The following is a 19,114-nucleotide window of genomic DNA, read 5'->3' as shown; positions in this document are numbered from 1 at the left end:
CCAGGCGCTGGGTAGTGGAGCGAACTCATGCCTGGAATGAGAGGGCTCGACGACTAATTATGCATCACGACCGGTTGTTCGCTGTGAGTGAGGCGTGGGTGTGGCTGGCCGAAGCACGCATACTCGCGCGCCGACTCACTACATAATTTTGTCTACACCCTCCTAGGGCGCGAGCCATTATGGAATGTGCAGAAAAATGTGAAGCTATCTGGTCATCGAAAGCACCGAGGACAAACCGCTGAACCACGCCCTGAGCGGTATACACCTGGAGGTCATGATCACCAATCTGGTGGTGGCGAGTACGCAGAGTGATTCTCTATGGCAGTCCTTATTCGCACAGAACCTCGGCAGCCTTTCGGTAAGCGTCTAATCAGTTTACGAGCGTTTGCTTGCATCGCTCATTCTAACGACCTTGTTGTTCCGTCGCATTTCCTCGGTGAGCTCTTCGGTAAGCTTCTTGATTTGCTCCTTCAGCATATGGTTCTCATGCACTAGTGAAACGATCTTCGTGAGGGCTAACTCGTAATCCTCTTTAAGACTTCCAAGTTTGACCTGAGCAGCCTTTTTAAGCGCTTTCTGCTTCTCGGCTTCTTGAGCAGGGGTGGGCTTAGCTTGCTCATGCTGAGCGGTAGCAGCGGCTTCTATCTTAGCAATAAGTTGTGTATGTTCCTCCCGGCTCTTTTTGATTGAGCCGCGCTTTCGGCCTGCTTCCAGGGCGACTGTATCCTTGTTAATCGCAGAGCCCTTGGGAACGCTGAACGTCTTGCCTTCGATCAGCCGCTGTAGTGCGGCGCAGTAATCTTCGATAGCACTCATTCCATCACCTCCATCTTCTCACGCAGTCCACGCTTTTCGAGCTTTTCGTACAGGGCATCGATTTCAGATTCAAGTTGCTTGTACTGCGGATTCTCAGGAACAAACAGGGCTTGCTCGCGCTTCAGGTTATTCACGCCGCGCTTGATATTCCTCAGGCTGCGGTCATCATCGAGGATAGACTTGTCGCAATCGATGCACGCAAAGATGCTAGTGAACGAGATTTTGTCGCAATGCTCCAGATTGGAGCAACCGCCAATAGGGCCTGTCTTGTAGGTCATTTCACCTTTAAAAAACTTTCTTTCTGTAAATAAACGATCTGTAGTTATAATAAGTGGCTGGCCTTTATCCCGCGCCACCTGGATGCGATTTCCTTCTCCACCCCATAGGCGATTAGTGGTGTTGATTACATCTATTTCATACTGGATAAATTGAGCTGTTCTACGCTCGTGCTCCAATTCATCCATCCAGTTTTGCGCGTCGTCTGTCTGGAGAAAGTTAACGGCAAAAGCGCTGCCCTTTCGATAATACGAGGCCATTGCTTCTGTTAGTTGCTTAAATTGCAGTGCGCTTGCTCCGAGCGAAATTAGACCTGAGCGAGCACCGTACACAGCAAGCGAACGACGGCACTGGTGAGTTGCTAATGGCCATGGCTTACCAAGTTTTATAGTCGGCTCGGCACGCCAATCGCGGAATCCGTCGAATTTTTCTAACTCGCAAATATCCTCCTCCCGTATAGATAGGGCGGGTATGCGTGCAAGCAGTTTGCGTTGTGTTGATTCGGTGATACTTCCGGCCGCTGGAGCTCCTTCAAAGTGCCAAGTGTTTCTATTTGCGGAGCCGCTCCTTTTTTGCCTAGAGATTTTTCCCGGGAAAAGAGGGAACTGGCTTTTATTTACGTCGTCCCATCCACATTTTAATGCGGATACTCTACCGACTGCGCGAGCTGCATTGATACCTTTTTCTACAATGCTGTGAGTAACCCAAAAGGTTGCTGTATGGTTTTGGGCGGAAATCTTTGATGTGTAGCCCCGTAAAATCTTGAAGGTCACCTCGCCTATATCAATAGACGTATAGGCATCGGCAGGTAAAAAATTTGCTTCATTGTCTCGCATGCCAGAGAATAAATGAATCCAGTATTTAGCTGCGATTTGTATTTCTGCAATATAGCGGTTTAACAGTGGCCAGTTCGTAATCGATAGGTTTTCTAAATATGGTGTAAGACCATGCTGGCTTATTGCGTCAGTCCATAAAGTAGAGTCATGCTTACTACGGTGTTGCGCTTCTGTAACCGCGTACAGCGGGTTAGCTATTCGCTGATTATATAGAGCACAAATTCCAGCGGAGTGATCGTTGAACGCATCTAGCATGGCGCTCAAGGCGCAAATAAGCTCTCCATAGATTCGCGATGGAATGAGCTTTGTTTGTTGTGGGTCATTCAGTTTTGCCTTAGGGAACTTGTTGTAGATTGATTCCATACACTCCATGAGTTCATAGCTAGATGGAGCGATCACGAAGTCTGAATGTTTGGTTCGTATATTAAATAGCTCCCTCACAACAGTTAGCATGCTTTTCATGGTTGAAGGTGGCAGCGCGGCGAAGCTCGATATTATCGCTGCACGATGTGTTGTGTTGTTGAATAGTTCGGTCAAGGATATTCTATTGTTGAACGATAGCCTCGCCAGGTCGCGTAGGTACATCAGTCTAATGGAGTTAACCTTTCTCGGCTTTCCAGATAAATACAGTCGCGCAAGCTGCATTATCTTCAGCTCACGCTGAATGCTTTGTGCCAGCGCATTGCTTGGTTCAGAGCACCATGATGCAAAATTATAGACGCATTTGTTTTTCGCGTCGTACATACGAACATCCCAAGTGTCGTCTCTAAAGTGCGAAACCACCGAGCCATCTAACCCGCGAGATATGACAAAATCATCATCGGGAGCAAGGTAGGCTGAGAGATTGGTATAGCTATCCGGTAGTTGGATCTCTTTCCTTCCGCTGATCTGTAGATCGGAAATGATGTTCACGAGACCGCTCCTACATAAACCAATGTGTCGAAGTGAATTGCCCAAAATGAATCAAGGTATCCGGACTCGACTTCATTGCGTATCCGGCTGATGGTGTCTTCTAGGGTTCTGTCCGTATTATTTATGGCTGTTAGGACTTCATCAATTCGATGTACTGTCGGGCCAAATTTAATTTCCCAATGGTCATGGTCATGCTGGGGTCTTGTGGTTTGAATTAGGTAGCGCAACGACAGTAGGCGGCGAATATCTTCTTCATCTGCATGAACTGCGTAGAAATCGCAGAACAAGCACGTTTCGGGATTGTGGCAAGATGGCTCTGGTGCCTGCTCTGTAAAACCAAGAGCGCGTCGAGGCTCGGTCACAGGTCCCTTCTCACAACTCCCTACGCCCGTAACCATATCAGGTTGCTTTTTGGTCGTAATATGTACGGGAATTAGATCGGCATCGCGTGTGCGGACAACCGCCGCCAAGTGCATTGCTTCAAAGAATCCAGTCAGTTGGGTAGCAAAATCTTCAAGTGCTGGTCGGGAGTAATTTTTTCGTAGGGTACTCTCAGTGTTGCCCAGCTTTTCTGCGGTCAGGGCAAGGTCACCGCCACTATTATTAACATATTGGTAGCCTACATTTTTTCGCCACTGAACTGGTGATACCCAAACGGTATTAGGGTGCATTTTTTTGAATAGTGTTCTTAGCGTCTGGAAGGCGCTAGTGCCAACGTAACCAATAGTGTCCATCCATTTCGGCGAAATCGGAAAAACAAGGTTGCTTTTTCTGCCATTTAGAATCCATTCACGCAGCTCAAGAATCTTCTTGAACACTGGAGCAAACCGTGCACCGAATTCTGGGTAAACCGTTTTCCCATTCGCTCTAGCCTTGGTGCCGTAAAATCGTTGACCCTGCGTGCTTGGTACAATTTCTGAGTTAGTAACCTCAAGATCTTGGGCAATACTCAAATTGCAGCCGGTCGCAGCAATGAACGCTAACATCCCGGCAGTCATAGAATGGTTTGCCATCTGCAACCTCAGATCGCATCTGAGGTTTGTGTTATTTTGTATATGTCTTATTCTTTGGCTCTCATAGTTTGAGTAGTTGTAAAAGTTTTTCGAAGCTGGCCCAGAAAGATTATAATGCTCTTGTGTTTCTTCCCATGTTGGAAATTTAGGGGACGTACTGAGCATACGAAGAACACTGAATTTGGCACCTTTGACCTTACTGGAACTCTGTTGAATGCTGTACAGGTAGTACGGCTCGCAGCCTGGGGAAACAAGGCGCATCGGAAACGTGTTACCGCCTACCAATATGCAGTGAGCTTCCTCGACAAAGTTTACCAGGGTTGCAAATGTCCTCGCCTGGATATCTGCGTTAGGTTGTTTTGAGTTGACGTGGGTCAAGTCATGTGACTGGGGGATATGTGTGGCTAGCGCTATTACCTCTTTGTCGTGAGTCCCGGTTACTAAGGCGACCACTTTGCGCGCCGAAGCTTGAAGTTTGGATGCAGTGGATAGCTTAATAGCCATCTCTCTGATGCCAGAGATATTCACCCGGTGAAGTAGACCCCGAGTGTAGTCGCTATAGGCTTCATTAATGGATTCGATCTGGTCGAAGGAGTATTTCTTTTCCTGACTATCAATCCAGTCGAAAAAAGGTTTTGTCGTTGCAAATAACCCAATTGCCGATGCGAAGCTCTGTTTAAGTCTGGCAGACTCAATAAGTTTTCTTGCGATGGGAAGTCGTTTAGTATCTAGCGAGGTTTGATCAACCTCAACGCCGACATAGCTCCTATGCCTATTTCTGGAAGAAGTACTTTTGCGACGCGCATAGCATAGCGAGCCAAAGTCCAGATATCGTTTTCCATTAGTTGCAATGTTGTCGCAGGTGATGATGACCGATTGAGGGTGAAGAACCTCAAAGTCAGAATCTTTGTGACTAATAATTACGATGGGGCGGCGTGTAAGACTCTGCGTCATGCGGAGTTTCCTTAAGATGGCGAGCTATTAATGTAAGTGAATAATCTGTTTTCAAAGTCGTGTTGGATGCTTGCCTTCCACTCTAGGCGGGACTTGTAATTTAGATATTGTAGGGTCGTCGCCTTGTCCCTGTGACCCATGCGTTGCTGTACATAGTCCAAAGCACTGGTAATGGCTTTGTCGCCAAAGTGCTGTAACTGACTTTCCAACAAGTTCATGCCAAATGTCGCACGAAGATCATGGAAGGTAAAGTTTTGGAAGTCAGGGTTGTCAATGTAGATGCGCGGAAATAATATGTCGCGGATATACTGGCGTAGGGCGGCACCATCTTGGGTTGAAAACTGCTGTGCTTGATCTTTGAAGTGTGCATACCTGCTGACGCTTGCGTCGCGCCTATCAAGTAACTCTTTTTTACTGGTGTAATAAGGGGTGCCATTCTTGCTAAGGAACATATAATTATCTTCGGTGTCGCTGTAAAAAGAGCGATTGCGCCGTTTTATAGATTCCGGACTACGGCTATAAATTAACATGTCCTTTACGAGCCAGCCCGGTACCAGCAATGTCATCTGCCTGCCGCGTTTTGTGTCAATAGACGTTCCATAGCCAACTGGAAGTCGCAGATATCCATTTCCGTCGAGCTTGCCTTGAAGGTGTTTGATTCGCAGGGTTCCAACAGTCTGAATGCGAGCGCCTGTGAATAGTGCGAAATAGAACATAAGCTGATATTCGCGTGATGACATTAGCAGCGCTTTCAACATGGTTTCTTGCTCAGCAATAGTGAGTGGGCGCAGTGCCCCTCCGTCATTAATGTACTCAGACTGAAGAGATTTTCTTGGTGCTTTAATGGCAAGACTGTGCGATTTTATCTTTAAGATGCTTTGCGTGCCAATTTCCGAAGATATATTGATCTGCTTAACAATGTCTTCAAATGGGGCGTTTTTAAGTTCGTCTTCTCTAATCAGTCTCCACTCTAATATTCCACGATAAAAATTCACTATTGCATTGATCCGCGTGCTCGCTGTGCTTGGCGAAAGCCCGCCCTTGTCGCGCAGTTCAATTAGACGCTTCTTATAGCGAAAAGTAGCTTTCAGTCGATTGTTGGTGGGGAAGTGAAGATACTCAAGGCCTTCATCCTCAAGGAATCGTAGATAGTCGAGAAGATGGTCTGCAATGCCTCTAAAGGTTCTTGACTCATAACCACTTTCGCGTTGTAGCTTAGTGGTTAAATAGAGATTCCCTATTGTCCAGGGTTCACCATTACTTTGGATGATCACCGGAAAATTTGGATAGTACCCGTCAACATCCTCTGAAAATATATAATCAGGAAGATGTAGACCAAATGGCTTGGTGTCGTCGTGAGATTCGAGGAACTGAACTTTTAACAGGCGAAATTGGGGAATAAGGACGCGCCGTGCCTTGGAGTTATAACGGCCTTGTCCGGTCTTGCTCTTGATCTGGTTGCGCGACATAAACGCCCATCCGTGCCAGTCGGTGATGTCCATATCTTTATACATTCGGATATTTGGATCAATAAGGCTACATTTGGATTATCATCGGCGATCCTGTTACAAAAAAGGCCATAGTCATCGACCCGGGCGGCAATCCCGACCTGATCATGGCGCGGCTCGACGCGCTGGGGCTGAAGGTGGTGAGCATCATTCATACCCATGCCCACCTGGATCACTTCCTGGCATCCGGACAGATGAAGGAAAAAACCGGCGCGACCCTGCACCTGCACAAGGAGGATCAGTTCCTCTGGGACAACCTGGAGATGCAGTGCAGCATGTTCGGCGTGCCTTACACGCCGGTACCGGCACCGGATCGCTGGCTGGCGGACGACGAAGAGCTGGCCTGCGGTTGCGGCGTGGCCCTGCATACGCCGGGACATACCCCAGGTTCCATGAGCTTCTGGTTCGCAGAGGCTAAGCTGCTGATTGCCGGCGACACGTTGTTCAAGCGCGGGGTAGGGCGCACGGATCTGTGGGGGGGCGACCAGGCCACCATCGTGCGTTCGATCAAGCAGCGTCTGTACACCCTCGACGAAGACGCGACTGTGGTGGCCGGGCATGGTCCGGACACCCGCCTGGGCGATGAAATGCGTGAAAATCCCTTTGTCAGGGCCTGACCTTTGCTGTCAAAAGTTTCACGGAATTTTTGTCATTGGCCGTGTTCAAACGCCTGCAAAGGTCTATTGCCAACGTCCGCTGCATCACAGAATGAAAAAAGTAGGAGCTTCTCCATGTTCACCTCGCGTCGTTTGATCGTTGTTGCTACCGCTGTGGCCTTGTTGTCCGGCTGTGCTTCGCCTAACCCCTATGACAATCAGGGGCAGGCCGACGGCTCCACGGGCATGAGCAAAACTGCAAAATACGGTGGTCTGGGTGCCTTGGCCGGTGCGCTGGCCGGTGCCGCCATCGACCACAACAACCGTGGCAAGGGCGCGCTGATCGGCGCCGCGGTAGTCGGCGCTTCCGCCGCCGGTTACGGCTACTACGCCGACCAGCAGGAAAAGAAACTGCGTGCCAGCATGGCCAATACCGGGGTCGAAGTGCAGCGCCAGGGCGATCAGATCAAACTGATCATGCCGGGCAACATCACCTTCGCCACCGATTCGGCGAACATCGCCCCAAGCTTCTATCAACCGCTGAACAACCTGGCCAACTCCCTCAAGGAGTTCAACCAGAACCAGATCGAAATCGTCGGCTACACCGACAGCACCGGCAGCCGCCAGCACAACATGGACCTGTCCCAGCGCCGGGCCCAGAGCGTGGCGACCTACCTGACCTCGCAAGGTGTCAGCGGTGCCAACCTGTCGGCCCGTGGCGCTGGCCCGGATAACCCGATCGCCAGCAACGGCGACGTCAATGGCCGTGCGCAGAACCGTCGAGTGGAAGTGAACCTCAAGGCGATTCCAGGCCAGCAGTATGGTGGTCAGCAGCAACAGCCGGGTACGGTTCAGCAGTATCCGTAACTGATCGTTTGAATGAAGAAATGCCCAATCCTGTGATCGGGCATTTTTGTGTGTGGCCTTTGCCGGCCTCTTCGCTGGCTTGCCCGCGAAGAGGTCCGATCAGTCGCTATCAAATCACCAGATACAAAAAAGCCCCCGGACAACCGAATGGTCCGGGGGCTTTTTATTGGACGCGGAGCCTGATTACTTCTTCAGACCATAATGCTCGTCGAGCATGCCAGGCGCGTTAGGCGTCTTTGGCGCGTAGTCCCGTGGCGGTTCCTGGTCGCGCGGTGGCGTCAGGCGTTCCCGTGGAGCCTGCACCGAGTCGGAGTGCAGCGCGGCCAGCAGGCGTTGGCGGGTCAACTCGTCCAGGGCCAGGCGGTTGGCGCCCTCGGCGAGGTGGTCCTGCACTTCCTGATAGCTTTGAGTGAGTTTTTTCACCAGGGTGGCGGTGCTGTTGAAGTGGGTGACCACTTCGTTCTGATAGCTGTCAAAACGTTCCTGAATATCATCCAGCTGACGTTGCGTGCGGTTAGGCGCGGCATTCGGCAGCAGGCGAGCGACCAGAAATCCAATGGCGACACCCGCGATCAGGGCAAGAGTCGGCAACAACCAAACTAAGAGCGAGTGTTCCACGAGTCCTTCCTCTATAAACGGCTTTGCTTTACGTTAACGGCTCGAACCTGCGCTGTATACCGCGATTCACTCGCAATAGATTGGCACAGACAATTTGCTAGACGAGTCGACCCGATTCGAGGTCACGGAGTTCCTTCCTTGCTTATGCGTGAAACCCCCGTAGTGATTGCCGGCCCGGTCGGCCAACTGGAAGCCCTGTATCTGGATGTCGCCGACGCCCGTGGCGTGGCGCTGATCTGCCATCCGAACCCGGTGCAGGGCGGCACCATGCTCAACAAGGTGGTCTCGACCCTGCAACGTACGGCGCGTGACGCCGGCCTGATCACCTTGCGTTTCAACTACCGTGGCGTCGGCGCCAGCGAAGGCAGCCACGACATGGGCAGCGGTGAAGTCGACGACGCGCAGGCGGCTGCCGAATGGCTGCGGGCCAGGCACCCGGACTTGCCGATGACCCTGCTCGGCTTCTCCTTCGGCGGCTTCGTCGCCGCCAGCCTCGGCGGACGCCTGGAAGCCCGCGGCGAGCCGCTCAAGCACCTGTTCATGGTTGCCGCTGCCGTGATGCGTTTGCGCGATAGTGACCTGCTGCCGCAGAACTGCCCGCTGACCCTGATCCAGCCGGAAACCGACGAAGTGGTCGACCCCCAGCTGGTCTACGACTGGTCCGACGCGCTTGAGCGCCCCCATGAGCTGCTGAAAATGGCAGAATGCGGACACTTTTTTCATGGCAAGCTCACCGATCTCAAGGATCTGGTGCTGCCACGACTCTCGAATTGATTGCAGTCTGATAAGCGATTACCCATGACTACTCGTACGCGCATCCTCACCGGCATCACCACCACCGGCACGCCGCACCTGGGCAACTACGCCGGCGCCATCCGCCCGGCGATCCTCGCCAGCCGCGACAGCAATGCCGATTCGTTCTACTTCCTGGCCGACTATCACGCGCTGATCAAGTGCGATGACCCGCTGCGTATCCAGCGCTCGCGCCTGGAAATCGCCGCGACCTGGCTGGCCGGTGGCCTGGATGTGGAGCGCGTGACTTTTTACCGCCAGTCGGACATCCCGGAAATCCCGGAACTGACCTGGTTGCTGACCTGCGTGGCGGCCAAGGGCCTGCTCAACCGTGCTCACGCCTACAAGGCTTCGGTGGATAAAAACGTCGAGACCGGCGAAGACCCGGACGCCGGCATCACCATGGGCCTGTACAGCTACCCGGTGCTGATGGCCGCGGATATCCTGATGTTCAACGCCCACAAGGTGCCGGTCGGTCGCGACCAGATCCAGCACGTGGAAATGGCCCGTGATATCGGCCAGCGCTTCAACCATCTGTTCGGCCAGGGCAAGGAATTCTTCACCATGCCCGAGGCGCTGATCGAGGAAAGCGTCGCCACCTTGCCGGGCCTCGATGGCCGCAAGATGTCCAAGAGCTACGACAACACCATCCCGTTGTTCAGCAGCGCCAAGGACATGAAGGACGCGATCTCGCGCATCGTCACCGACTCCCGTGCTCCAGGCGAAGCCAAGGATCCGGATAACGCTCACCTGTTCACCCTGTTCCAGGCCTTCGCGACACAGGCCCAGGCTGACGAGTTCCGCAGCGAACTGCTGCAGGGCCTGGGTTGGGGCGAGGCGAAGAATCGTCTGTTCCAGCTGCTGGACACCCAGTTGGGCGAGGCGCGCGAGCGTTATCACCAGTTGATCGAGCGTCCTTCGGACCTGGAAGACATCCTCCAGGCCGGCGCCAAGAAGGCCCGCGCCGTGGCCACGCCATTCCTCAACGAGCTGCGCGAGGCCGTGGGCCTGCGTTCGTTCGTCAATCAGGTACAAGTGGCGGCGACCACCAAGAAGAAAGCGGCCAAGGCCGCGCGCTTCGTCAGCTTCCGCGAAGACGACGGCAGCTTCCGTTTCCGCCTGCTGGCCGCCGATGGCGAGCAACTGTTGCTGTCGCGCAACTTCGCCGACGGCAAGACCGCAGGTGCCGTGACCAAGCAACTGCAATCCGGCCAGGCGCTGGATCTGCGCAGTGAAGCGCTGAGTTTCAGCGTCTGGCTGGAAGGTGAGTGCGTGGCCGACAGCCCGGCCTTTGCCGACGCGGCGGCCCGTGATGCAGCAATCGATGCGCTGCGCGTCGCCCTGACGCCTGTGCAGGACTAACCGCAATCTCCCGACCAAGGGCTGATTGCCATTCTCCAGGGCCGTCGCTACAGTGACGGCCCGTTTTTGTTGCCTTGCTAACGAATTATGACGCCCCTAGAACGATACCAAGCTGATCTGAAACGCCCGGAGTTCTTCCACGACGCCGCGCAGGAAACCGCCGTGCGTCATTTGCAGCGCCTGTACGACGATCTGATCGCCGCGTCGAACAACAAGCCGGGCCTGCTGGGCAAGCTGTTTGGCAAGAAAGACCAGGTGCCGGTCAAGGGCCTGTACTTCTGGGGCGGAGTAGGGCGTGGCAAGACGTATCTGGTCGATACCTTCTTTGAAGCCCTGCCGTTCAAGCAGAAGGTCCGTACTCACTTCCACCGTTTCATGAAGCGTGTGCACGAAGAGATGAAGACCCTGGGCGGCGAGAAGAACCCGCTGACCATCATCGCCAAGCGTTTCGCCGACGAGGCCCGGGTGATCTGCTTCGACGAGTTCTTCGTTTCCGACATCACCGATGCCATGATCCTCGGCACGCTGATGGAAGAGCTGTTCAAGAACGGCGTGACCCTAGTGGCTACCTCGAACATCGTGCCGGACGGTCTGTACAAGGACGGCCTGCAACGTGCGCGTTTCCTGCCGGCCATTGCCCTGATCAAGCAGCACACCGAGATCGTCAACGTCGACAGTGGCGTCGACTACCGTCTGCGTCACCTGGAACAGGCCGAGTTGTTCCATTTCCCGCTGGACGAAGCGGCCCACGAAAGCCTGCGCAAGAGCTTTCGCGCGCTGACGCCGGAATGCACCCAGGCGGTGGAAAACGACGTGCTGATCGTCGAGAACCGCGAAATCCGCGCCCTGCGTACCTGCGATGACGTGGCCTGGTTCGACTTCCGCGAACTGTGCGATGGCCCACGCAGCCAGAACGACTACATCGAACTGGGCAAGATCTTCCACGCCGTGCTGGTCAGCGGTGTCGAGCAGATGAGCGTCGCCACCGACGATATCGCCCGTCGCTTCATCAACATGGTCGACGAGTTCTACGACCGTAACGTCAAGCTGATCATTTCCGCTGAAGTCGAGCTCAAGGATCTGTACACCGGCGGCCGCCTGACCTTCGAGTTCCAGCGCACCCTCAGCCGTCTGCTGGAAATGCAGTCCCACGAGTTCCTCTCCCGGGCGCACAAGCCTTAACGGTTTCCAGATAAAAAGAAGGGCCTGCATTGCAGGCCCTTTTTCATTTACGCGGCTTGTTGGTGAAACTGCTGCCGGTACTGGTTCGGTGACAGCTCGGTGTGCTGGCGGAACAGGCGGGCGAAGAAGCTCGCATCGTCATAGCCGACCTCGTAGCTGATGGTCTTGATGCTCTTGCGCGTTCCCGAGAGCAGGCCCTTGGCGGTTTCGATGCGCAGGCGCTGCAGGTAATGCAGGGGTTTGTCGCCGGTGGCGGTCTGGAAGCGGCGCATGAAATTGCGAATGCTCATGCCATGTTCACGGGCTACGTCCTCGAAGCGGAACTTGTCGGCGAAATGCTCTTCGAGCCAGTGCTGGATCTGCAGGATGATCACGTCCTGGTGCAGCTTCTGGCCGCCAAAGCCGATACGCCCCGGGGAATAGCTGCGCTGCACTTCATAGAGGATGTCGCGGGCCACGGCCTGGGCCACGTTGGCGCCGCAGAAACGCTCGATCAGATAGATGTACAGGTCACAGGCCGAAGTGGTGCCGCCGGCGCAATACAGGTTGTCGGCGTCGGTCAGGTGCTTGTCCTGATTGAGCTGGACCTTGGGGAAGCGCTCGCTGAAGGCATTGAAGAAACGCCAGTAAGTGGTGGCTTCCTTGCCGTCGAGCAACCCGGCTTCGGCCAGCCAGAACACCCCGGTGGCCTCGCCGCAGAGCACGGCGCCGCGGGCATGTTGCTGGCGCAGCCAGGGCAGGATCTGTGGATAACGTTGGCAGAGGGTTTCGAAATCGTCCCAGAACGCCGGGAGGATGATCACGTCGGTATCTTCCAGGCCACCGTCCACCGGTATGATCACGTTGCTGAAACTGCATACCGGTTTGCCATCGGGGCTGACCAGGCGGGTTTCGAAGGCCGGGGTCAGGCCCTGGCCCAGCTGCTTGCCGTAGCGCAGGCTGGCCAGATGGAAGAAATCCTTGGCTTGCATGAGGGTGGAGGCGAAAACCCGGTCGATGGCCAGGATGCTGACGCGCCGCAAGGGCGTGGAGGTTTGGTTAGACATAATTCAATTGTTCTTATAGGGGAAAGTGGTCACCAGACGGCTGGATCGTCTTATTTTTTGTCGGATGTGTCCAGTGTCCTGTGTCGTACGCGTGGGCTTAGGCTCTGTGGGCCAATCCCGGCTAACAATAACGACAGGTGGCCCCATGATCCCCAGAACCTTGTTCAGCTCCGAGCATGAGCTCTTTCGTGACAGCGTACGTACCTTCCTGGAAAAGGAGGCCGTACCGTTCCATGGGCAATGGGAAAAGCAGGGCTACATCGACCGCGCCTTGTGGAACAAGGCCGGTGAGGCGGGAATGCTCTGCTCCCACCTCCCCGAGGAGTACGGCGGACTGGGGGCTGACTTTCTCTATAGCGCGGTAGTGATCGAGGAGGTAGGGCGCCTTGGTCTGACTGGTATCGGCTTCTCCCTGCATTCCGATATCGTCGCGCCTTACATCCTGCATTACGGCAGCGAGGAGCTGAAACACAAGTACCTGCCGAAACTGGTGTCCGGCGAGATGGTCACGGCCATCGCCATGACCGAGCCGGGCGCCGGCTCCGACCTGCAGGGAGTCAAGACCACTGCGGTGCTGGACGGTGACGACTATGTGATCAACGGCTCCAAGACCTTTATCACCAACGGCTATCTGGCCGATCTGGTGATTGTCGTGGCCAAGACCGATCCGAAGGCCGGCGCCAAGGGCACCAGCCTGTTCCTGGTGGAGGCGGATACGCCCGGTTTTTCCAAGGGCAAACGTCTGGAAAAGGTCGGTATGAAGGCCCAGGACACTTCCGAGCTGTTCTTCCAGGACGTCCGCGTACCCAAGGAAAACCTGCTGGGGCAGGCCGGAATGGGCTTTGCCTACCTGATGCAGGAGTTGCCGCAGGAGCGTTTGACGGTGGCGGTAGGCGGTCTGGCGTCAGCCGAGGCGGCATTGCAGTGGACCCTGGAGTACACCCGCGAGCGCAAGGCTTTCGGCAAATCGATCGCCGACTTCCAGAACACCCGCTTCAAACTGGCGGAAATGGCCACCGAGATCCAGATCGGCCGGGTCTTCGTCGACCGCTGCCTGGAATTGCATCTGCAAGGCAAGCTCGATGTACCGACCGCCGCCATGGCCAAGTACTGGGGCACGGACCTGCAATGCAAGGTGCTCGACGAATGCGTGCAGTTGCACGGCGGTTACGGATTCATGTGGGAGTACCCGGTGGCCCGGGCCTGGGCGGATGCGCGGGTGCAGCGGATCTATGCCGGGACCAACGAGATCATGAAGGAAATCATCGCGCGTTCCCTGTAGCGCGTTGCCTCCCGCGTAGAGGCGAGCTTGATGGGCCAGCTCGCCTTCTATGCGTATGCGGGAGGGCAGGTTACGGCGCCGGGTTCGGGTGGTCCTTGTGGATCGCCTCGATGCCGGCCAGCACCTCATTCGACAGCTTCAGCTCGAGACTGACGATATTGCTGTCCAGTTGTTCGAGGGTGGTCGCACCAATAATGTTGCTAGTGACGAACGGTTGCTGGATGACGAATGCCAGGGCCATTTGCGCCGGATCCAGGCCGTGCTCGCGGGCTAGGGCGACATAGCGGCTGCAGGCCGCTTCCGATTGTGGGTTGAAGTAGCGGCTGAAGCGGCTGTACAGGCTCAGGCGGCCTTTGGCCGGGCGGGCGCCGCCTTCGTATTTGCCGGAGAGGAAGCCGAACGCCAGTGGCGAATAGGCCAGCAATCCACATTGTTCGCGAATGGCGATTTCCGCCAGGCCCACTTCAAAGCTGCGGTTGAGCAGGTTGTAGGGGTTCTGGATCGATACCGCCCGTGGCCAGCCGCGGCTCTCGGCGAGGGCCAGGAACTTCATGGTGCCCCAGGGCGTTTCGTTGGACAGGCCAATGTGGCGGATCTTGCCGGCCTTGACCTGCTCGTCCAGGGCTTCGAGGGTTTCCTCCAGCGGGGTGAAGTCTTCTTCCTTGTGCTTGTAGCCCAGTTGGCCGAAGAAGTTGGTGCTGCGCTCTGGCCAATGCAACTGGTAGAGGTCGATCCAGTCGGTCTGCAGGCGCTTGAGGCTGGCGTCCACGGCTTGGACTATGTGCTTGCGGTTGTGTTTGAGCTGGTTGTCGCGGATGTAGTCGATGGTGTTGCCGGGGCCGGCGATCTTGCTGGCGAGGATCCAGTCGGCGCGATCGCCGCGAGCCTTGAACCAGTTACCGATGTAGCGCTCGGTGGTGGCATAGGTTTCGGCCTTTGGCGGCACCGGGTACATCTCCGCGGTGTCGATGAAATTGATCCCGGCAGCCTTGGCCTGTTCGATCTGGGCGAAGGCCTCGGACTCGCTGTTTTGCTCGCCCCAGGTCATGGTTCCCAGGCAGATTGCACTCACGTTCAGGTCGGTCCGGCCTAGCTGGCGATAGTCCATCGGGTGCTCCTTCGACAAAACAATCATAAAAGCAGGTTGAATTTTTTTTCGCAATCTGCATAATTCCGCAGCTCTTTCTGCAGTGGAAGTGATGCGCCGCCTGCCGAAGAATCTTGCCGTATAACGGACGCGCTGACCCGAGCCCCCGATAGCGTCTGTATCCGGCTGCCTTTGACTTGTCAAAGTACGCACTATTCAGTAAGATCCGCCGTCTAATTTACAGGGCGGCCCCTGAGGCTATAAAGAATGAAAACTTTTACTGCTAAACCGGAAACAGTTAAGCGCGACTGGTTTGTCGTCGACGCTGCTGGTCAGACCCTGGGTCGTCTGGCCACCGAAATCGCGAGCCGTCTGCGTGGCAAGCACAAGCCTGAGTACACCCCTCACGTCGACACCGGTGACTACATCGTCGTGATCAACGCTGAGCAAGTACGTGTTACTGGCGCTAAAACCACTGACAAAATGTACTACTCCCACTCCGGTTTCCCGGGCGGCATCAAGTCGATCAACTTTGAAAAGCTGATCGCCAAGGCCCCTGAGCGCGTGATCGAGACCGCGGTAAAAGGCATGCTGCCTAAGAACCCGCTGGGTCGCGACATGTACCGTAAGCTGAAAGTCTATGCGGGCGCTGCACACCCTCATACTGCTCAGCAGCCCCAAGAACTGAAGATTTAACGGAATAGTTCATTATGTCGGCGACTCAAAATTACGGCACTGGCCGTCGCAAGACTGCAACCGCACGCGTTTTCCTGCGTCCGGGCACTGGCAACATCTCCATCAACAACCGCTCCCTGGATAACTTCTTCGGCCGCGAAACTGCCCGCATGGTAGTTCGTCAGCCGCTGGAACTGACCGAGACCGTCGAGAAGTTCGACATCTACGTCACCGTTATCGGCGGTGGTGTGAGTGGCCAAGCTGGCGCAATCCGCCACGGCATCACTCGCGCTCTGATGGATTACGACGAAACTCTGCGCAGCGCGCTGCGTAAAGCCGGTTTCGTAACCCGTGACGCACGTGAAGTTGAACGTAAGAAAGTTGGTCTGCGTAAAGCGCGTAAGCGTCCGCAGTACTCGAAGCGTTAATTCGCTTTCGCGTTCAAAAAAACGCCCAGTCTCCTTACGGAGCTGGGCGTTTTTTTATGGGCGATTATTTTGCGCTGTGACAACTTGCCACATCTGCAGAGCCCCTATACTACAGGGCTTGGGGCAGGGCCAAGTTGGTAATTACCTTGTCAGAGTAGGGGCTTTTCATTACCATTCGGCAAAATTTTTATAAGTTCAGATTTTTACTTAGTAGATGCCTGATTTAACAGGCCACAAAGCTGATGGGAGAGGACTGAATGAGCAATGACGGCGTGAATGCAGGCCGGCGTCGCTTCCTTGTAGCAGCCACATCCGTGGTGGGTGCTGCAGGAGCGGTGGGGGCTGCGGTCCCGTTCGTGGGGTCATGGTTTCCCAGTGCCAAGGCGAAAGCCGCAGGGGCACCGGTGAAAGTGAATATCAGCAAGATCGACCCAGGTCAGCAGATGATTGCTGAGTGGCGTGGTCAGCCGGTATTCATCGTCCGCCGCACACAGGAAATCCTGGGGAATCTCAAAAAGATCGAGGGTCAACTTTCCGACCCCGACTCCAAGAACTCTGTCCAACCAACCTACGTCGACCCGCAAGTGCGTTCGATCAAGCCAGAGATTCTGCTGCTGATCGGTATCTGCACCCACCTGGGTTGCTCACCGACTTTCCGCCCTGAAGTGGCGCCTGCGGATCTGGGCAAGGATTGGGTAGGTGGCTATTTCTGCCCTTGCCACGGTTCCCACTACGATCTGGCTGGCCGCGTCTACAAGTCGCAACCCGCGCCTTTGAACCTGCCAGTACCCCCGCATTCCTATGAGTCGGACGACCTTATTGTCATCGGCGTCGATACGGAGAAAGCGTGATGAGCAAGTTCATGGATTGGGTTGATGCGCGCTTCCCCGCGACCAAGATGTGGGAAGACCATCTCAGCAAGTATTACGCCCCGAAGAACTTCAACTTCTTCTACTTCTTTGGTTCCCTGGCTCTGTTGGTTCTGGTTAACCAGATCGTTACCGGTGTCTGGCTGACCATGAGCTACACCCCGTCGGCGGAAGAGGCTTTCGCTTCCGTCGAATACATCATGCGCGACGTCGAGTACGGCTCGATCCTGCGTCTGCTGCACTCCACTGGCGCCTCGGCGTTCTTTATCGTGGTCTATCTGCACATGTTCCGTGGCCTGCTCTACGGTTCGTACCAGAAGCCGCGTGAGCTGGTGTGGCTGTTCGGCATGCTGATCTACCTGGCGCTGATGGCCGAAGCCTTCATGGGCTACCTGCTGCCTTGGGGGCAAATGTCCTATTGGGGCGCCCAGGTGATCATCTCGCTGTTTGGGGCGATCCCGGTCATCGGTAACGATCTGACCCAGTGGATTCGTGGTGACTACCTGATTTCCGGTATTACCCTGAACCGCTTCTTTGCCTTGCACGTAGTGGCCCTGCCAATCGTGATTCTCGGTCTGGTGGTGCTGCACATCCTGGCGCTGCACGAAGTAGGTTCGAACAACCCGGATGGTGTGGACATCAAGAAGCACAAAGACGAAAACGGCGTACCGCTGGATGGCATCGCTTTCCACCCGTACTACACCGTGAAAGACATCGTCGGCGTGGTGGTGTTCCTGTTCATCTTCTGCTCGATCGTGTTCTTCTTCCCGGAAATGGGTGGTTATTTCCTCGAGAAGCCGAACTTCGAACAGGCCAACCCGTTCAAGACGCCTGAGCATATTGCCCCGGTTTGGTACTTCACCCCGTTCTACGCGATTCTGCGCGCGGTTCCGGACAAGCTCTTGGGTGTCATTGCGATGGGCGCGGCGATCGCCGTGCTGTTCGTGCTGCCATGGCTTGACCGCAGTCCGGTCAAATCCATGCGCTACAAGGGCTGGCTGAGCAAGATCTGGCTGGTGGTGTTCTGCATCTCGTTCGTGATCCTGGGGATCCTCGGCGTTCTGGCGCCGACGCCGGGTCGTACGCTGCTGTCGCAGGTATGTACCTTCCTGTACTTCGCCTACTTCATTCTGATGCCGTTCTACACCAGGCTCGAGAAGACCAAACCGGTTCCGGAAAGGGTGACTGGCTGATGAAAAAGCTATTTGCTGTACTGATTCTTGCTGCTATGCCTGTACTGTCCTTTGCGGCCGAACACGGTGGTCCCGCGCTGGAAAAAGTCGACATCGACGTCTCCGACAAGGCCGCCATGCAGGATGGCGCACGGACATTCGCCAACTACTGCATGGGCTGTCACAGCGCCAAGTTCCAACGCTATGAGCGCGTTGCCGACGATCTGGGGATTCCTCACGATCTGATGATGAGCAAGCTGGTGTTCACCGGTGCGAAAATCGGCGATCACATGAGCATCGGCATGCAGCCGGCTGATGCCAAGACCTGGTTCGGCGCGGCTCCGCCCGACCTGACCCTGGTGGCTCGTGTGCGTGGTACCGACTGGCTCTATGGCTACCTGCGCTCCTTCTACGAAGACCCTGCGCGTCCATGGGGCGTGAACAACAAGGTCTTCCCGAACGTAGGTATGCCTAACGTCCTGGTCGGCCTGCAGGGTCGTCAGGTTGTTGGCTGCAAACAGGTGCAGATCGTCGAAGACGGCAAGAAGCAATACGATCCGCTGACCGGTACCGCTTTGACCCATGAAGCTTGCGACCAGCTGACCGTGCTGCCAAAAACCGGCACGCTCAACGAAGAGCAGTTCGACGAGAAGGTCAAGAACCTGGTGACCTTCCTGGCCTACTCGGCCAACCCGGTCAAGCTGGAGCATCAACGTATCGGCACCTATGTGTTACTGTATCTGGCCTTCTTCTTCGTATTCGCCTATCTGCTCAAGCGCGAATACTGGAAAGACGTTCATTGATAAAGCTGTAATTCATTGCT

Annotated in this window: 18 protein-coding genes and 1 pseudogene; 12 read left to right on the top strand and 7 right to left on the bottom strand. The window is 55.2% G+C overall.

The window, feature by feature from the left end:
* Window positions 1-146: pseudogene (locus CRO75_RS27895) on the top strand (IS5/IS1182 family transposase); the annotation flags it as partial.
* Window positions 147-375: 229 nt separating this feature from the next.
* On the opposite strand, the gene CRO75_RS27890 reads toward CRO75_RS27895, so the two are convergent.
* The 4 genes from CRO75_RS27890 to CRO75_RS27880 are packed head-to-tail and all read right to left on the bottom strand — an operon-like array spanning window position 376 to window position 6,309.
* A complete protein-coding gene (locus tag CRO75_RS27890; protein WP_239990648.1) occupies window positions 376-816 on the bottom strand; it encodes a hypothetical protein in 441 nt (146 codons plus the stop codon).
* Complete coding sequence (locus CRO75_RS32690) at window positions 813-2,840, bottom strand: hypothetical protein (protein ID WP_143504090.1); 2,028 nt, start codon at window positions 2,838-2,840, stop codon at window positions 813-815. Before CRO75_RS32690 ends, CRO75_RS27890 begins: the two co-directional genes overlap by 4 nt.
* A complete protein-coding gene (locus tag CRO75_RS32685; protein WP_143504085.1) occupies window positions 2,837-4,807 on the bottom strand; it encodes a hypothetical protein in 1,971 nt (656 codons plus the stop codon). The genes CRO75_RS32690 and CRO75_RS32685 overlap by 4 nt, the downstream gene beginning before the upstream one ends.
* An 11-nt stretch (window positions 4,808-4,818) precedes the next feature.
* Entirely contained in the window at window positions 4,819-6,309 is a 1,491-nt protein-coding gene (locus CRO75_RS27880) for a site-specific integrase (RefSeq protein ID WP_239990647.1), read from the bottom strand.
* 38 nt (window positions 6,310-6,347) lie between these two features.
* Between CRO75_RS27880 and CRO75_RS27875 the strand changes: the two genes are divergently transcribed.
* On the top strand, window positions 6,348-6,932 hold the full coding sequence (locus CRO75_RS27875; RefSeq protein WP_097139525.1) for an MBL fold metallo-hydrolase: 585 nt from the start codon (window positions 6,348-6,350) through the stop codon (window positions 6,930-6,932).
* A 114-nt stretch (window positions 6,933-7,046) separates the two neighbouring features.
* A complete protein-coding gene (locus CRO75_RS27870) occupies window positions 7,047-7,778 on the top strand; it encodes an OmpA family lipoprotein (protein ID WP_009045527.1) in 732 nt (243 codons plus the stop codon).
* Between the two features lie 183 nt (window positions 7,779-7,961).
* Here CRO75_RS27870 and CRO75_RS27865 read toward each other — a convergent pair whose 3' ends face one another.
* Window positions 7,962-8,396 (bottom strand): DUF1043 family protein, encoded by a 435-nt coding sequence (locus CRO75_RS27865; protein WP_007928428.1) that lies wholly within the window; start codon window positions 8,394-8,396, stop codon window positions 7,962-7,964.
* Window positions 8,397-8,540: 144 nt separating this feature from the next.
* Here CRO75_RS27865 and CRO75_RS27860 point away from each other — a divergent pair, with 144 nt between their 5' ends.
* From CRO75_RS27860 to zapE, 3 genes are all read left to right on the top strand, one after another.
* Window positions 8,541-9,170: an alpha/beta fold hydrolase gene (locus CRO75_RS27860; RefSeq protein WP_097139523.1), complete on the top strand. Its 630-nt coding sequence runs from the start codon at window positions 8,541-8,543 to the stop codon at window positions 9,168-9,170.
* A gap of 24 nt (window positions 9,171-9,194) precedes the next feature.
* Complete coding sequence (locus CRO75_RS27855; protein WP_097139521.1) at window positions 9,195-10,550, top strand: tryptophan--tRNA ligase; 1,356 nt, start codon at window positions 9,195-9,197, stop codon at window positions 10,548-10,550.
* A gap of 87 nt (window positions 10,551-10,637) precedes the next feature.
* Entirely contained in the window at window positions 10,638-11,732 is a 1,095-nt protein-coding gene (zapE, locus tag CRO75_RS27850; RefSeq protein WP_007928431.1) for a cell division protein ZapE, read from the top strand.
* A gap of 47 nt (window positions 11,733-11,779) precedes the next feature.
* Here the strand turns inward: zapE and CRO75_RS27845 are convergent, their stop codons facing one another.
* Window positions 11,780-12,679 (bottom strand): GlxA family transcriptional regulator, encoded by a 900-nt coding sequence (locus CRO75_RS27845; protein ID WP_177409794.1) that lies wholly within the window; start codon window positions 12,677-12,679, stop codon window positions 11,780-11,782.
* Between the two features lie 226 nt (window positions 12,680-12,905).
* Between CRO75_RS27845 and CRO75_RS27840 the strand changes: the two genes are divergently transcribed.
* Complete coding sequence (locus CRO75_RS27840; RefSeq protein ID WP_175510588.1) at window positions 12,906-14,060, top strand: acyl-CoA dehydrogenase family protein; 1,155 nt, start codon at window positions 12,906-12,908, stop codon at window positions 14,058-14,060.
* Window positions 14,061-14,130: 70 nt separating this feature from the next.
* Here the strand turns inward: CRO75_RS27840 and CRO75_RS27835 are convergent, their stop codons facing one another.
* Entirely contained in the window at window positions 14,131-15,168 is a 1,038-nt protein-coding gene (locus CRO75_RS27835; RefSeq protein ID WP_097139517.1) for an NADP(H)-dependent aldo-keto reductase, read from the bottom strand.
* Window positions 15,169-15,414: 246 nt separating this feature from the next.
* On the opposite strand from CRO75_RS27835, the gene rplM reads away from it, so the two are divergent.
* The 5 genes from rplM (at window position 15,415) to CRO75_RS27810 (ending at window position 19,094) form a co-directional block, all read left to right on the top strand.
* Window positions 15,415-15,843, top strand: a complete 429-nt coding sequence (gene rplM, locus CRO75_RS27830) for a 50S ribosomal protein L13 (protein WP_007928449.1) — start codon at window positions 15,415-15,417, stop codon at window positions 15,841-15,843.
* 14 nt (window positions 15,844-15,857) lie between these two features.
* Entirely contained in the window at window positions 15,858-16,250 is a 393-nt protein-coding gene (gene rpsI, locus CRO75_RS27825; RefSeq protein WP_003228056.1) for a 30S ribosomal protein S9, read from the top strand.
* 257 nt (window positions 16,251-16,507) lie between these two features.
* Window positions 16,508-17,101 carry a ubiquinol-cytochrome c reductase iron-sulfur subunit gene (gene petA, locus CRO75_RS27820; protein ID WP_009045522.1) on the top strand — a complete coding sequence of 198 codons (594 nt, stop codon included), beginning with the start codon at window positions 16,508-16,510 and terminating at the stop codon, window positions 17,099-17,101.
* Complete coding sequence (locus tag CRO75_RS27815) at window positions 17,101-18,312, top strand: cytochrome bc complex cytochrome b subunit (protein ID WP_007928456.1); 1,212 nt, start codon at window positions 17,101-17,103, stop codon at window positions 18,310-18,312. Before petA ends, CRO75_RS27815 begins: the two co-directional genes overlap by 1 nt.
* Window positions 18,312-19,094, top strand: coding sequence for a cytochrome c1 (locus tag CRO75_RS27810; protein WP_097139515.1), 783 nt, complete (start codon window positions 18,312-18,314; stop codon window positions 19,092-19,094). Before CRO75_RS27815 ends, CRO75_RS27810 begins: the two co-directional genes overlap by 1 nt.
* Window positions 19,095-19,114: the final 20 nt, after the last annotated feature.

Source organism: Pseudomonas sp. LAMO17WK12:I10 (assembly GCF_900215185.1).
Taxonomy (GTDB): Bacteria; Pseudomonadota; Gammaproteobacteria; order Pseudomonadales; family Pseudomonadaceae; genus Aquipseudomonas; species Aquipseudomonas chlororaphis.
This window is presented reverse-complemented; position numbering and strand designations above follow the sequence as displayed.